The 14,634-nt window shown below is 61.6% G+C and carries 14 protein-coding genes; 8 read left to right on the top strand and 6 right to left on the bottom strand.

Annotation, left to right across the window (positions count from 1 at the left end):
• Window positions 1-5: 5 nt before the first annotated feature.
• The 3 genes from BLU24_RS04970 to exaC form a co-directional block, all read right to left on the bottom strand.
• Entirely contained in the window at window positions 6-1,400 is a 1,395-nt protein-coding gene (locus tag BLU24_RS04970) for an ethanolamine ammonia-lyase subunit EutB (protein ID WP_093097961.1), read from the bottom strand.
• A gap of 51 nt (window positions 1,401-1,451) precedes the next feature.
• Window positions 1,452-2,903 (bottom strand): ethanolamine permease, encoded by a 1,452-nt coding sequence (eat, locus tag BLU24_RS04975; RefSeq protein WP_093097963.1) that lies wholly within the window; start codon window positions 2,901-2,903, stop codon window positions 1,452-1,454.
• 95 nt (window positions 2,904-2,998) lie between these two features.
• Complete coding sequence (gene exaC, locus BLU24_RS04980) at window positions 2,999-4,519, bottom strand: acetaldehyde dehydrogenase ExaC (RefSeq protein WP_090286659.1); 1,521 nt, start codon at window positions 4,517-4,519, stop codon at window positions 2,999-3,001.
• 300 nt (window positions 4,520-4,819) lie between these two features.
• Between exaC and BLU24_RS04985 the strand changes: the two genes are divergently transcribed.
• From BLU24_RS04985 to BLU24_RS05000, 4 genes are all read left to right on the top strand, one after another.
• A complete protein-coding gene (locus BLU24_RS04985) occupies window positions 4,820-6,733 on the top strand; it encodes a sigma-54-dependent Fis family transcriptional regulator (RefSeq protein ID WP_093097965.1) in 1,914 nt (637 codons plus the stop codon).
• 258 nt (window positions 6,734-6,991) lie between these two features.
• A complete protein-coding gene (mpl, locus tag BLU24_RS04990) occupies window positions 6,992-8,341 on the top strand; it encodes a UDP-N-acetylmuramate:L-alanyl-gamma-D-glutamyl-meso-diaminopimelate ligase (protein ID WP_093097968.1) in 1,350 nt (449 codons plus the stop codon).
• Complete coding sequence (gene ubiX / locus BLU24_RS04995) at window positions 8,338-8,985, top strand: flavin prenyltransferase UbiX (protein ID WP_093097971.1); 648 nt, start codon at window positions 8,338-8,340, stop codon at window positions 8,983-8,985. The genes mpl and ubiX overlap by 4 nt, the downstream gene beginning before the upstream one ends.
• Window positions 8,978-9,262, top strand: coding sequence for a YceK/YidQ family lipoprotein (locus BLU24_RS05000; protein WP_093097974.1), 285 nt, complete (start codon window positions 8,978-8,980; stop codon window positions 9,260-9,262). The genes ubiX and BLU24_RS05000 overlap by 8 nt, the downstream gene beginning before the upstream one ends.
• 121 nt (window positions 9,263-9,383) lie before the next feature.
• Here BLU24_RS05000 and BLU24_RS05005 read toward each other — a convergent pair whose 3' ends face one another.
• The 3 genes from BLU24_RS05005 to BLU24_RS05015 form a co-directional block, all read right to left on the bottom strand.
• The gene (locus tag BLU24_RS05005; protein ID WP_093097977.1) at window positions 9,384-10,025 is read right to left on the bottom strand and encodes an oxidoreductase; all 642 of its coding nucleotides are present in this window, start codon (window positions 10,023-10,025) and stop codon (window positions 9,384-9,386) included.
• A gap of 27 nt (window positions 10,026-10,052) precedes the next feature.
• Entirely contained in the window at window positions 10,053-11,780 is a 1,728-nt protein-coding gene (locus tag BLU24_RS05010) for a C13 family peptidase (protein ID WP_093097980.1), read from the bottom strand.
• A gap of 102 nt (window positions 11,781-11,882) precedes the next feature.
• On the bottom strand, window positions 11,883-12,338 hold the full coding sequence (locus BLU24_RS05015; RefSeq protein ID WP_090286645.1) for a MaoC family dehydratase: 456 nt from the start codon (window positions 12,336-12,338) through the stop codon (window positions 11,883-11,885).
• Window positions 12,339-12,518: 180 nt separating this feature from the next.
• Here BLU24_RS05015 and BLU24_RS05020 point away from each other — a divergent pair, with 180 nt between their 5' ends.
• The 4 genes from BLU24_RS05020 (at window position 12,519) to BLU24_RS05035 (ending at window position 14,555) form a co-directional block, all read left to right on the top strand.
• Window positions 12,519-12,881 (top strand): CidA/LrgA family protein, encoded by a 363-nt coding sequence (locus tag BLU24_RS05020; RefSeq protein ID WP_093097982.1) that lies wholly within the window; start codon window positions 12,519-12,521, stop codon window positions 12,879-12,881.
• Window positions 12,881-13,597, top strand: coding sequence for an LrgB family protein (locus BLU24_RS05025; RefSeq protein ID WP_093097985.1), 717 nt, complete (start codon window positions 12,881-12,883; stop codon window positions 13,595-13,597). Before BLU24_RS05020 ends, BLU24_RS05025 begins: the two co-directional genes overlap by 1 nt.
• A gap of 10 nt (window positions 13,598-13,607) precedes the next feature.
• Window positions 13,608-14,198 (top strand): LON peptidase substrate-binding domain-containing protein, encoded by a 591-nt coding sequence (locus BLU24_RS05030; RefSeq protein WP_093097988.1) that lies wholly within the window; start codon window positions 13,608-13,610, stop codon window positions 14,196-14,198.
• A 102-nt stretch (window positions 14,199-14,300) separates the two neighbouring features.
• On the top strand, window positions 14,301-14,555 hold the full coding sequence (locus BLU24_RS05035) for a hypothetical protein (RefSeq protein WP_157720819.1): 255 nt from the start codon (window positions 14,301-14,303) through the stop codon (window positions 14,553-14,555).
• Window positions 14,556-14,634: the final 79 nt, after the last annotated feature.

Genomic DNA, 14,634 nt, shown 5'->3' on the forward strand with positions numbered 1-14,634 from the left:
GCGAGTCATCCCAATTGCGCCAGCGCCTGGCGGAAGGCCGGCGGCAGATTGTTGCCAAAGCGCACCTTGCCATCGGCTTGCGTGAAGATGCCCATCTTGGCCAGCCACTGCTCGAACTCCGGCGCCGGTTTCAGGCCCAGGGTCTGCCGGGCGTAGAGGGCGTCGTGGAACGAGGTGGTCTGGTAATTGAGCATGATGTCATCGGAGCCGGGGATGCCCATGATGAAGTTGATCCCGGCCACACCCAAGAGCGTCAGCAGGGTGTCCATGTCGTCCTGATCGGCTTCGGCGTGGTTGGTGTAGCAGATGTCGCAGCCCATCGGCACCCCAAGTAACTTGCCGCAGAAATGGTCTTCGAGGCCGGCGCGGATGATTTGCTTGCCGTTGTAGAGGTATTCCGGGCCGATAAATCCTACGACGGTGTTCACCAGAAACGGTTTGAAATGGCGCGCCACGGCGTAGGCTCGCGTCTCGCAGGTCTGCTGATCGACGCCATGGTGGGCGTTGGCCGACAGCGCGCTGCCCTGACCGGTTTCGAAATACATCAGGTTTTGCCCGAGAGTGCCGCGCTTCAGACTCAACCCGGCGTCATAGCCTTCCTGCAACGCATTCAGATTGATACCGAAGCTGGCGTTGGCCGCTTCGGTGCCGGCGATCGACTGGAACACCAGATCCAGCGGCACGCCACGGTTGATCGCCTCGATCGAAGTGGTGACGTGGGTCAGTACGCAAGCCTGGGTCGGAATGTCGTAGCGCTGGATGATCGCATCGAGCATTTCCAGCATGGCGCAAATCGAAGCAATGCTGTCGGTGGCCGGGTTGATGCCGATCATCGCGTCGCCGTTGCCGTAGAGCAGGCCGTCGAGAATGCTCGCGGCGATCCCGGACGGTTCATCGGTCGGGTGGTTGGGTTGCAGGCGGGTCGACAGGCGACCTTTCAAGCCGAGGGTGCCGCGGAATTTCGTCACCACGCGGATTTTTTGCGCGACCAGCACCAGATCCTGAATGCGCATGATCTTCGACACGGCCGCGACCATTTCCGGCGTCAGGCCGGGGGCCAGCAGGCGCAGACTGGTTTCGTCGGCGGCGTCGCTGAGCAGCCAGTCGCGAAAGCCACCGACAGTGAAATGGCTGACGACTGCAAAGGCCTGCTTGTCGTGGGTGTCGATGATCAGTCGGGTGATTTCATCGGCTTCGTAGGGAATCAGTGCTTCTTGCAAAAAATGCGTGAGCGGGGTGTCAGCCAGGGCCATTTGTGCGGCGACGCGCTCGCCGTCATTGAGCGCGGCGATTTCGGCGAGAAAATCCCCTGAACGTGCCGGGCTGGCCTTGGCCATGAGGTCTTTGAGGCTGTCGAAGCGGTAGGTCTGCGCGCCGACCGTGTGAGCAAAACTGGTCATTCAGCGTTCTCCGTGACGGCGCAGAACACTCTGCGCCGTGGTTTTCGACAATCAGTGCAAGGCTTGTTCAGCTTTCTGAATCGCCGCGAACTCTTCTTCCGGCGTGCCCGCTACCAAGTGATGCCGACTGTAGAAGGCAAAGTAAGCAATTAACACTCCATAGATGATGGCGGCGCCGATCACCACCCGTGGATCGACGAGGAACCCCGCCACCACGGCGATGCACGCCAGCACCAGCGCCACGCCCGAGGTGAAAATCCCGCCCGGCGTGCGATACGGCCGATCCATTTTGGGGCGGCGGATGCGCAGCGTGATGTGCGCGGCCATCATCAGCACATAGGAAATGGTCGCGCCGAACACCGCCACCAGAATCAGCAGGTCGCCCTGACCGGTCAACGACAGCCCGAAGCCGATAATCCCGGGAATCACCAGCGCCAGCACGGGCGCCTTGCTTTTGTTGGTCTGCGACAGTTTGCGCGGCAGGTAACCGGCCCGCGACAGTGCAAAGATCTGCCGCGAGTAGGCATAGATGATCGAGAAGAAACTGGCGATCAGCCCGGCCAGGCCAACGAGGTTGACGAAGCTGCCCATCCAGGTCGATCCACCATAGGCCTTGCTCAGCGCTTCGACCAGCGGATTGCCGGAGGTCAGCAGCGAGTTGGCACCGGCGCCGCCGGGGCCGACGATCAGGATCAGCAGGGCGAACATCAGCAACACCAGCATCGCGCCGATCAAGCCACGCGGCAGGTCGCGTTTGGGATTCTTGGTTTCTTCCGCTGCCAGCGGCACGCCTTCGACGGCGAGAAAGAACCAGATCGCATAGGGAATCGCCGCCCACACGCCAACGTAGCCGAACGGCAAGAACGGGCTGGCGCCGGCAGCGGCGGTGACCGGAATGTCGAGCAGGTTGGCGACATCGAAATGCGGCACCATCACCACCAGAAACACGCCCAATGCCAGCGCGGCGACGGCGGTGATGATGAACATCAGCTTGAGCGCTTCGCCGACACCGAATATGTGGATGGCGATGAAGATGATGTAGAAGGCCAGATAGATCACCCAGCCACCGATACCGAACAGCGACTCGCAGTAGGCGCCGATGAACACCGCAATGGCGGCGGGCGCGATCGCATATTCGATGAGGATTGCGGTGCCGGTGAGAAACCCGCCCCACGGCCCGAACGCGCTGCGGGCAAAGCCGTAACCGCCGCCGGCGGTGGGGATCATCGAGGACAGTTCGGCGAGGGAGAAACACATGCACAGGTACATGGTCGCCATCAGCAGTGTGGCGAGAAACATGCCGCCCCAGCCGCCCTGGGCGAGGCCGAAATTCCAGCCGGCGTAGTCGCCGGAAATCACGTAGGCGACGCCCAGGCCCACCAGCAAGACCCAGCCGGCGGCACCTTTTTTCAGCTCGCGTTGTTGGAAGTAGTCAGTGCCGACTTTTTCGAAGTCGACGGAGGAGCCGGTCGCCGGAGCGCCAGCCGGGGATTCGCTTGGCATAGGGTGCACCTTTCTTATTGTTTTATTGGCCCGGCGGTATCGCCAGGAACCTGATCGTTCCCACGCAGAGCGTGGGAACGATCAGTGCCGCAGGCTTAGAAAAAGCCCAACGGATTGATGTCGTAGCTCACCAGCAGGTTCTTGGTCTGCTGATAGTGGTCGAGCATCATCTTGTGCGTCTCACGGCCAACGCCGGACTTCTTGTAACCACCAAACGCGGCATGCGCCGGGTACAGGTGATAGCAGTTGGTCCACACGCGACCGGCCTTGATCGCCCGGCCCATGCGGTAGGCACGGTTGATGTCGCGGGTCCACAGGCCGGCGCCGAGGCCGAACTCGGTGTCGTTGGCGATCGCCAGAGCTTCGGCTTCGTCCTTGAAGGTGGTGATGCTCACCACTGGACCGAAGATTTCTTCCTGGAACACGCGCATCTTGTTGGTGCCCTTGAGCAGGGTCGGCTGGATGTAGTAACCGGTGGCCAGGCTGCCCTCGAGTTTTTCCACCTTGCCGCCAGTCAGCAGCTCGGCGCCTTCGCCTTTGGCGATTTCCAGGTACGAGAGAATCTTGTCGAATTGCTGCTCGGATGCCTGCGCGCCTACCATGGTGTCGGTGTCGAGCGGGTCGCCACGTTTGATCTGGCTGACCTTCTTCATCACCGCCTGCATGAATTCGTCGTAGATCGATTCCTGCACCAGCGCGCGGGACGGGCAGGTGCACACTTCGCCCTGGTTGAAGAACGCCAGCACCAGACCTTCAGCGGCTTTTTCGATGAAGCTCGGTTCGGCCTGCATGATGTCTTCGAAGAAGATGTTCGGCGATTTGCCGCCCAGTTCCACGGTGGACGGAATGATGTTTTCCGCTGCGCATTTCATGATGTGCGAACCGACCGGGGTCGAGCCGGTGAAGGCGATCTTGGCAATGCGCTTGCTGGTCGCCAGCGCTTCGCCGGCCTCTTTGCCGAAGCCTTGGACGACGTTGAGCACGCCCGGCGGCAGCAGGTCGCCGATCAGCTCCATCAGCACGCAGATGCCCAGCGGCGTTTGCTCGGCGGGCTTGAGTACCACGCAGTTACCGGCGGCCAGCGCAGGCGCCAGTTTCCACGCGGCCATCAGCAGCGGGAAGTTCCACGGGATGATCTGGCCGACCACGCCCAGTGGTTCATGAATGTGATAAGCCACGGTGTTGCCGTCGATTTCCGCAGCGCTGCCTTCCTGCGCGCGCAGGCAGCCGGCGAAGTAGCGGAAGTGGTCGGCGGCCAGCGGAATGTCGGCGTTGAGGGTTTCGCGGATGGCTTTGCCGTTGTCCCAGGTTTCGGTGATCGCCAGCAGTTCGAGGTTGGCTTCGATGCGGTCGGCGATTTTCAGCAGGATCAGCGAGCGCGCCTGCACCGAAGTCGCGCCCCACGCGTCAGCGGCGGCGTGGGCGGCGTCCAGCGCCTTGTCGATGTCTTCGGCGGTGGAGCGGGGGAATTCGGCAATCGGCTGGCCATTCACTGGCGAGGTATTGGTGAAGTACTGACCTTTGACCGGCGCGACGAATTCGCCGCCGATGTAGTTACCGTACTTGCTCTTGAACGAGACTTTGGCGCCGTCAGTACCGGGGTGAGCGTAACGCATGATGATGTTCTCCTTGGCTTTGTACTTATTAGAGAAACGCGCAAGTGCGCTTGCTATAAGCGTAGAGCAAGGGCCGGGCCATTGCCGCGCAGCTCAGGCAAATCAAGGCCTTGCACGGTTTGTCTCGGACGAGCGGGGCGCTGCTGTGAGGGTTTCGATACAGCTGCAGAGACATTTTGTACCGTTTCTGGCACAGCGGTGACCGGCCGGTCTTGCCAGCATTGCAATGCACCGGTGGCTGGAGGATGCTGGGCGTCACCTCAGCATTGGGCCGTAGCGCCTCGGGGAGAACAATAAGAAATGCACGACAATCATTTGAGTCGCCATGCCCGCCAGGTCCTCACCGCCACCCAGGGCAAAGCGCATTTGCACGGCCCCGGTGCCGACCCGTCGATCGCGCGCTCCTGGCTGCGGTGTCTGCAGGACTATCACCTCGACCCGGCCCTGAGCATGGCGCCGACCGTGCTCGAACACGGGCGCGTGCTGGAAAGCCGCGAACGTCTGCAGCAGGTGCTGCAAATCGCCGGTACGGAAATGAGCAGCCTGCATCAACAGCTTTCCGGCGCTGGCCACGCGGTGCTGTTGACCGATGCGCGGGGGGTGATCCTCAACTGCGTCACCGCGCCGGCTGAACGCAAGATTTTCGAACGCGCCGGCCTCTGGCTCGGCGCCGACTGGAGCGAAGCCTGCGAAGGCACCAACGGCATCGGCACCTGCCTGGTCGAGCGTCAGGCGCTGACCATTCATCAAGACGAACACTTTCGCGGCCGCCACACCGGCCTGACCTGCTCGGCGAGCCCGGTGTTCGACCCGCACGGTGAATTGCTCGCCGTGCTCGATGTGTCTTCGGCGCGCCATGACGTTTCGCGCCAGAGCCAGTTCCACACCATGGCGCTGGTCAATCTGTCGGCGAAGATGATCGAGAGTTGCTACTTCCTGCGCTGTTTCGATAACCAATGGTTGCTGCGCTTTCATCTGCAGGCCGAGTCGGTCGGGCTGTTCAGCGAAGGCTTGCTGGCGTTTGATGGGGAAGGGCGGATCAGCGCAGTCAACCAGAGTGCGCTGAATCTGCTTGGGTATATTCGCGGCGGCTTGCTGGGCAAACCGGTGGAAGCGTTTTTCGATTGTTCACTCGATGACTTGCTCGCTCGCGCCAGTGCCAATGCCAGCGCCAGTTGGCCGCTGCGCACCCGCGACGGCCGGCATCTGTTTGCGGTACTGCGCGGCGAATCACGTAAACCGCTGCCGATCCCGGCCCCGGCGAAAATCATCGAAGCGCCGCGCTTGCCCGGCATCTGCCTCGGTGACGAGGCGCTGCAAGCGAGTTTCCGCAAAGCCCTGCGCGTGTTCGAACGCGATGTGCCGCTGCTGATCAACGGCGAAACCGGCACCGGCAAGGAAGCCTTCGCCAAGGCTGTGCATCAGGCCAGCCAGCGCTCGGGCAAAGCCTTCGTCGCGCTCAATTGCGCGGCGATCCCGGAGAGCCTGATCGAGAGCGAACTGTTTGGCTATCGCGGCGGCAGCTTCACCGGCGCACGCAAGGACGGCATGCGTGGCAAGTTGCAGCAGGCCGATGGCGGCACCCTGTTTCTCGATGAAATCGGCGACATGCCGCTGGCTCTGCAGACCCGTTTGCTGCGGGTGCTGGAAGATCGCCAGGTGGTGCCGCTCGGCGGTGAACCAGAGACGGTCAATGTGCGAATCATCAGCGCCACCCACCGCAATCTGCTCGAGCGGGTCGAGGACGGCAGTTTTCGCGAGGATTTGTATTACCGCTTGAACGGGCTGGAAGTGGCGTTGCCGGCATTGCGTGAGCGCAGTGACAAGGCGCAGTTGCTGGATTTTCTGCTGGCCGAGGAGGCGGGCGGTGAGACGGTTGCGATTGAAGAGCCGGCGCGTCAGGCGTTGCTGGCGTTCGACTGGCCGGGCAATGTCCGGCAGTTGCGCAATGTGCTGCGGACGTTGGCGGCGCTGTGTGATGAGGGGCGGGTCGGGGTTGAGGATCTGCCCGGGATGATTCGGCAGGTGCGGCCAGTGGTTGTGGCGCAGGAGTCTTGTGAGCGACCGCTGGAAGATGCCGAACGTTCTGCGTTGCTGAATGCGTTAGAGCAGACCCGCTGGCACATGACCCGTACCGCGGAACAACTGGGCGTGAGTCGAAACACGCTTTATAGAAAGCTGCGCAAGCACGGGATTGAGCGGCGTGTCAGCTAGAAGCCCCCTCACCCTAGCCCTCTCCCGGAGGGAGAGGGGACTGACCGCGCTGTTCTGGTGATTTACGCCGACCTGATTAATCGAGCCGAACTCACTATTTGAATGCGACAAAGATCGGCCCCCTCTCCCTCGGGAGAGGGCTGGGGTGAGGGGCCGCAATCTCCAGCCGAACCCAAATTGCCTGTGCGCCCAATAAGCTAAAGAGTGCCATTTCCCCCTCCCTACGCTAACCTGCGGCCATGTTTTACGAGGTCGACTATGCACATTCATATTCTGGGTATCTGCGGGACTTTCATGGGCTCGATGGCGGTGTTGGCCAAAGAGCTGGGCCATCATGTGACCGGCTCCGACGCCAACGTCTATCCACCGATGAGCACACAGCTTGAGGCCCAGGGCATTCAGCTGACTCAAGGCTACGACCCGGCGCAGCTCGATCCGGCGCCGGATCTGGTGGTGATCGGCAATGCCATGTCCCGTGGCAACCCGGCGGTGGAATACGTGTTGAACAAAGGCCTGCCGTACGTCTCCGGCCCGCAATGGCTGGCCGATCATGTGCTGCAAGGTCGTTGGGTACTGGCCGTCGCCGGTACCCACGGCAAAACCACCACCAGCAGCATGCTCGCCTGGGTGCTGGAACATGCCGGCATGAGCCCGGGCTTCCTGATCGGCGGCGTGCCGCAGAACTTCTCGGTATCGGCGCGGTTGGGCGGAACGCCGTTCTTTGTGATCGAGGCCGATGAATACGACAGTGCATTTTTCGACAAGCGCTCGAAGTTCGTCCATTACCGCCCACGCACTGCAATCCTGAACAACCTTGAGTTCGATCACGCTGACATCTTCCCGGATTTGCCGGCGATCGAGCGGCAATTCCATCACTTGGTACGCACCATCCCGAGCGAAGGTCTGGTCATTCATCCGACCACCGAGCCGGCGTTGCAGCGGGTGATCGAGATGGGTTGCTGGACCCCGGTGCAGACCACTGGTGCCGGCGGTCAGTGGCAGGTCAAACTGCTCAGCGAAGACGGTTCGGCGTTCGAAGTGATATTCGAAGGCGTGTCGCAGGGCACCGTCGAATGGGAGTTGACTGGCCAACACAACGTCGCCAACGCCCTGGCGGCGCTGGCAGCAGCGCGGCATGTCGGTGTGGTGCCGTCGATGGGCATTGCCGGGCTGAGCGCGTTCAAGAACGTCAAACGCCGCATGGAGAAGGTCGCTGAAGTTCGCGGCATCACCATTTATGACGACTTTGCCCACCACCCGACCGCGATCGCTACCACTCTCGATGGCCTGCGCAAGCGCATCGGCGACGCACCGCTGATCGCGATCATCGAGCCGCGCTCCAATTCGATGAAGCTCGGCGCGCACCGTGACGGTTTGCCGGACAGCGTGGTCGATGCCGATCAGGTGATCTGGTACGCCCCGGCCAACCTCGGCTGGGACCTGGCCGCAACCGCCGCGCTGTGCACGGTACCGTCGATTGTCAGCGATTCGCTGGAAGGCATCATCGAGCGTGTGAAGAGCCAGGCGCAGCCCGGCACACACGTAGTGATCATGAGCAACGGCGGCTTTGGTGGCCTGCACGGCAAACTCGCCGAGGCGCTGCAATGAACAGTTTTTCCCGGAACGGTGGCCCGGAACGCATCACGCTGGCGATGACCGGTGCGTCCGGCGCGCAGTACGGTTTGCGCCTGCTCGATTGTCTGGTGCGTGAAGATCGCGAAGTGCACTTCCTGATCTCCAAGGCTGCGCAATTGGTGATGGCCACCGAGACCGATGTGTCGCTGCCGGCCAAGCCGCAGATGATGCAGGCGTTTCTCACCGAATACACCGGAGCGGCCGCCGGGCAGATTCGCGTGTACGGCAAGGAAGACTGGATGTCGCCGGTCGCCTCCGGCTCCGGTGCGCCGGCAGCAATGGTCGTGGTGCCGTGCTCGACCGGCACGCTGTCGGCCATTGCGACCGGCGCCTGCAACAACCTGATCGAGCGCGCCGCCGACGTCACCTTGAAAGAGCGCCGCCAGTTGATTCTGGTGCCGCGCGAGGCGCCGTATTCGAGCATTCATCTGGAGCACATGCTCAAGCTGTCGAACATGGGCGTGACGATTCTGCCGGCGTCGCCAGGTTTCTACCATCAGCCGCAGACCATCGATGACCTGATCGATTTCGTCGTGGCGCGCATTCTCAATTTGCTCGGCATCCCGCAAGACATGCTGCCGCGTTGGGGCGAGCATCACCTGAGCAGCGATGAATAAGCTGCTGGCGCTGGTGCTGGTCGTGCAACTGAGCGGCTGCGCCACGGCGCGGACGCTGGATGCGGCCAAGCCGGGTGCGCCGGTGGTCTACTCCGGAACGCGACTGGATTGGTATGCGCTCAATGGCGGCTGTTGCGCGATAGACCGCTTCGGTGCTGAGGCGCCGAGCTATCCAGGGGTGGACCTGCCGGCCAGTGCTCTGCTCGATACGCTGTTGTTGCCGTTGTCATTGCTAACGGTTATCGGCGTTGGATTTCAAGCGACCGGCGGATTGTAGGGGAGTGCTGCGCACTCCATCGCCAGCAGGCTGGCTCCCACAGGTTTCCTGGTTGCCCACAAAAGCTGGGTTCACTGAGAATCAGTGTGGGAGCCAGCCTGCTGGCGATAGCGATATCCGGTTATTTGCCGAGCTTGCGCAACTCATCCGACTCGACCACCCGCACCCCATCCTGCTCTTCCAGCGCCAGCCGCCACATCGCTCGCGCCAACTGGCAGGCTTCGATGCCGCGGTACTTACCTGGAATCAGCTTGGACAACGGCCCGGCCAGTTGCTCGGCCAGACGCGGCTCGACTCGTTCACCCAGCAGTAATGAAGGCCGGCAGATGGTCAGTTGCGGCCAGTCCTGCGCGCGCAGTGCCTGCTCCATTTCGCCTTTGACCCGGTTGTAGAACACCGAGGATTTCGGATCGGCGCCAATCGCACTGATCACGATCAGATGCCGCGCGCCCATCTCCCGCGCGCGTTTGGCGAACGCCACGACCATGTCCAGATCCACCGCGCGAAAGGCTTCTTCCGAGCCCGCCTGCTTGATGGTGGTGCCGAGGCAGCAATAGGCGATATCGACGCGCCCGCTCAGTTGCGGCAGAAACACCTGCTGATCGCCGACCGGGTTTTCCAGGTGCGGATGTTCCGCCAGGGGGCGACGCGAAGGAGCGAGCACGCGTGAAATCGTCGGTTCGTTGAGCAAACGATCGAGTAGATGTTCACCGGTCAGTCCGGTGGCTCCGGCAAGCAATACGTGCTGAGGCGTCAAGTACATAGTGTCTCTCCCTTGATACTGTTCAGCTTAGTTGCCTTTTGTCGCCCCGTCGTTCAACGCAGCACTTTGCAACGCTTTACGGGCCTGCTGTTTGCGCAGCAGCTGCCAGTGCGACAACACGGTTTTCGGCGCCCAGATCTGCGGCTCCGAGGCTTCGAAACCGTCCGCCAGTTCGCGCTCGGCAACGGTGGCCTTGGCCAGTTTGAAGGCCTGCTCCAGATCGTCGGTCTGGTTCAGCGCCTGGGCGAACAGCGCGTCACCAAAGTAGGTGAAATTGGCTTCTTCGGAACAGCCGAACGACACCCGGTCGGCGCGCGAGGCGGTCATGATCAGGGTGCGTTCGTCTTTCAGCGCTGGAATGAAACCGCCGGAGTAGCACGACGAAATCACGATGATCTTGTCACGGTGCTTCAGTGGCGCCAGCACCGCAGCGAGTTCGTCGGCGGGCAGGTCGGCCAGCTCCATGCGTGGCTGATCGAGCACCAGCTCATGCTCGGCGGTGCCGTGGCTGGTCAGGTAGATGAACAGCAAGTCTTCCGGGCCACTGCGTTCGGCCAAGGCTTGCGCGGCCCGGCGCAGGTTTTCGCGGGTGGCCATCGGCCGGTCGCCGAGGTGGTCGCGGTGGTTGACCAGACGAATCTGGCCGAAGGCACCAAAACGCGTATTGAGCATATTGGCGACGAAGTCGGACTCGCGCAGAAACACACTTTGCTTGCCATCGCCGCCGAGGGTCAGGGTGTACAGCTCCACGGCCGGAGTCGAGGCGGGAATTGCCGTCAGTGCTTCGTCGAGCAAACGACCTTGGGCGAGCAGACCGAGTTCAAGGGTATCGGGCAGCAGTTTGCCGTCGGCGTCGCGCACGCGCTGGCCGTTGATCCAGGTGCCGCTGAGCACGCTGCCATCGGTCAGTACCAGGGTGCCGCGCCCCGAATAGCTGTCGTTGTCGAAACCGCCGATGTAGAAGCTGCCGTCAGACAGGTTCAAGCGGCCCTGACCGGTGAAGCGCCAATCATTGAATACGCCGATGTAATGGCTGCCGTCGGCGCCGATCAGTTCGCCCTTGCCGGTCAGCGCGCCTTCCTTGAACTGGCCGAGCCAGACATCGCCGTCGGCGTTTTCGTAGCGGCCCTTGCCGTGCAATTGATTGTTCTTGAACCCGCCGACATAGATGTCGCCATCGGCGCTGTTGAAGGTGCCGTTGCCTTCGAGTTGGCCGTTGACGAAATGCCCGGTGAACGAGTTGCCGCTGGCATCGCCGCGCTGGCCTTCACCGTTGGGTTTGCCGTGGGCGAACTGGCCCTGATAGGAGCTGCCGTCCTCCATTTCCAGACGGCCGAGCCCCGAATACTGGTCGGCACGGAATTCGCCACGGTAGGTCATGCCGTTTTCTTTCAGCGTGCCTTCGCCGTCGCGCCGGCCCTGTTTGAAGCCGCCGGTGTAGCTGCTGGCGTTGGTGGTCAGGCTGCCCTGACCGTCGAACAGCCCCTGCGCAAACTGGCCGCGATAGACCTCGCCGTTGCTGCCGTGCCATTCGCCCTGACCATGCCACTGGCCCTTGTCGAACTGCCCGGCGTACCAGCTGCCATTGGGGTAGTCGACGCGACCCTGGCCTTGCAGCAAGCCATCGACCAGTTCGCCGCGATAACGTCCGCCGTCCGGCAGGCGCGCATCCGGTGGCAACAGCGATTCGCCGTCGCCGCAAGCGGTGAGCATCAGGGTCAAGGCAAGGGGTGCAAGACAAGCAAGTGAGCGCATAGCGGGATCCGGGCAATTAGGCGACCGAGTATGCCGCAGCTATGCGTCGCATATATAGAGAGGTGACGCGAAACAGCGTGCGCTGCTTCGCATCCGGAACGATCAGACGAAGCAGAGCGACAGGGGTTCGGCAATATAGGCCGGTTTCTCTGAGCCCTCTATCTCGAGGGTCGCGATAGCCTTGAGCAACCACTGGCCGGGCTTTTTCTCGGTCACTTCAACCAGATCGACCTTCAATCGGACTTTCGAGTCGACCTTCACCGGCTGGATGAACCGCACGCTGTCCAGGCCATAGTTGACCACCATCTTCACACCTTCCGGCAGCACCAGAATGTCTTCCATCAGTTTCGGCATCAGCGACAGCGACAGGAAACCGTGGGCGATGGTGCTGCCAAAAGGCGTTTGCGCGGCTTTGACCGGGTCGACGTGGATGAACTGATAATCACCGGTGGCTTCGGCGAACAGGTTGATGCGCTCCTGATCGATGGTGAGCCATTCGGAACGTCCGAGTTCCTTGCCGACATGATCTTTGAGCTCTGCAACGGGAACATAGGGCATTGAGACTCTCCTTGGGTTCATCGGTTTTATAGTTTTTCAGGTGGGGGATTTGACCGCCCTGCGAACCACTGTAGATCATCACGGCGATTTGCTGCGGTCAACCGACCATGCTTTTGGCGAATGCCGATCCATAGCGCAGGCGTGCTTATAATGCAGGCGACTTGCGCGGAGAGATGTCTGATGTTGCTACGTGGCCTGACCCTGCTGGTGCTGTTTCAATTGCTCGGCACGGCGCTTAATCATTTGCTGTTGCCGGTGCTGCCGGGGCCGATCATCGGTCTGCTACTGTTGCTGGCGTTCCTGATCATTCGCGGTGAAGTCGGTGAGCCGCTGAACCTTGCCGCCGGCAGTCTGCTGCGTTATTTGCCGTTGCTGCTGGTGCCGCCAGCCGTGGGTGTGATGGTTTACGCCGCAGCGATTGCTGCGGATTTCTGGGCGATCGTCGGCGCGCTGGTGCTGTCGCTGATCCTGTCGATGGCCTTTGCCGGTGTGCTGATGCAGCGCCTGGTCAAACGCCACGCGCCGCCGGCGGAGGGGTCCTGATGCTGTTCGATTGGCAAGGTGCCTGGGCGTCGGTCATTCATCATCCGCTGTTTGGCATCGGCATCACCCTCGGTGCCTATCAACTGGTGCTGGCAGCGTTCGAGAAAACCCGCTGGATCTTTCTGCAGCCAGTGCTGGTCTCCATGTTGCTGGTGATCGGTGTGCTGGTCGGTTGTGGCGTGACGTACGCCGAGTACCGCAAGAGCACCGAGATCCTGAGCATCCTGCTCGGCCCGGCGACGGTGGCGCTGGCGGTGCCGCTGTATCTGAATTTGCGGCGCATTCGGCAATTGTTCTGGCCGATTTTTACTACGCTGGTGATAGGCGGGGTGGTGGCGACTGGCATGGGCGTGGCGCTGGGTTGGTGGTTCGGCGCCGAGCACATGATTCTGATGACCATGGCGCCGAAGTCGGTGACCTCGCCGATTGCCATGCTGGTGGCCGAGCAGATCGGTGGCGTCGCGGCGCTGGCGGCGGTGTTCGTGCTGATCACCGGGGTTATCGGGGCGATCTTCGGCCCGGCACTGCTGACCCGTCTCGGCGTGCACAGCCCGGAGGCGCGCGGCATGGCACTGGGCATGACGGCCCACGCGGTTGGCACCTCGGTGGCGTTGCAGGAGAGTGATGAGTGCGGCGCCTTCGCGGCGCTGGCGATGAGTCTGATGGGCGTGGCCACGGCGGTGTTCCTGCCGTTGGCGGTGTCGATGGTGGTGTAAGGAAATGTCTATGAGTCTGCCGCTTTTCCCGCTGAACACGGTGTTGTTCCCCGGCTGCAACCTCGATTTGCAGATCTTCGAGGCGCGCTACCTCGACATGATCGGCCGCTGCATGAAACAGGGCGTGGGCTTCGGCGTGGTGTGCATTCTTGAGGGCAGCGAGGTCGGCGTCGCGCCGCAAGGGTTTGCCCTGGTCGGGTGCGAGGCGCGCATTACCGATTTCCAGCAGCAGGAGAACGGCTTGCTCGGTATTCGCGTGCAGGGTGGCCGCCGATTCACGGTATTGCGCACCGAAGTACAGCGCGATCAGCTGATCCTCGCCGACGTCGAGTGGCTCGATGATGAGCCCGAGCAACCCTTGCAGGACGAGGACGCCGATCTGGTCGCGCTGCTCAAGGCGCTGGCGGAGCACCCGATGGTCGAAGCGCTCGACATGGGCACCGACGCTGCCGGCCAGCAATCGCTGGCCAATCAACTGGCCTATCTGTTGCCGTTCGCTGAAGAAGACAAGATCGACCTGCTGCAACTCGACGATCCCCAGCAGCGGCTGGACGCGATCCAGGCCTTGCTCGATGAGTTGCAAGGCGAGTTGTTCGCCTAGTCGTTCATCTGGTTGTACTTTGAATCAACTCATCGCGTCTGCCAGCATTGTTGCACTGATGACCTTGTCTTACTTTCAAGTGGCCCGCAGGACGCGGGTAACTTGAATAAGAACAAGAAAGAAGTCATGACTGTATATGAAGACGAATGGGTATTCTGGGACGATATTGCCGGCAAGTATATTTTGAAACATGCCGAGATCGACCATAACGTCAATAATGTGATTGAAGCGGCATCGACGTATGCCAATCGCATGGTGATTGCCCGACGTAAACGAAAATCGGCAAAAGTACCGGCAGGGGATAGCCCTCGGATGTCTGCATCCGCCTCGACCATAATGGCAGCCGCCGCTGTTTGAAGACTTTTCCTTTTTCGATATTGCCTGTTGTGGGTATAGCCGACGGCGGGATGCTTACAGGTGCAAACCATGTCCATAG

Source organism: Pseudomonas sp. Z003-0.4C(8344-21), assembly GCF_900104975.1.
In the GTDB taxonomy this organism is placed as follows: domain Bacteria; phylum Pseudomonadota; class Gammaproteobacteria; order Pseudomonadales; family Pseudomonadaceae; genus Aquipseudomonas; species Aquipseudomonas granadensis.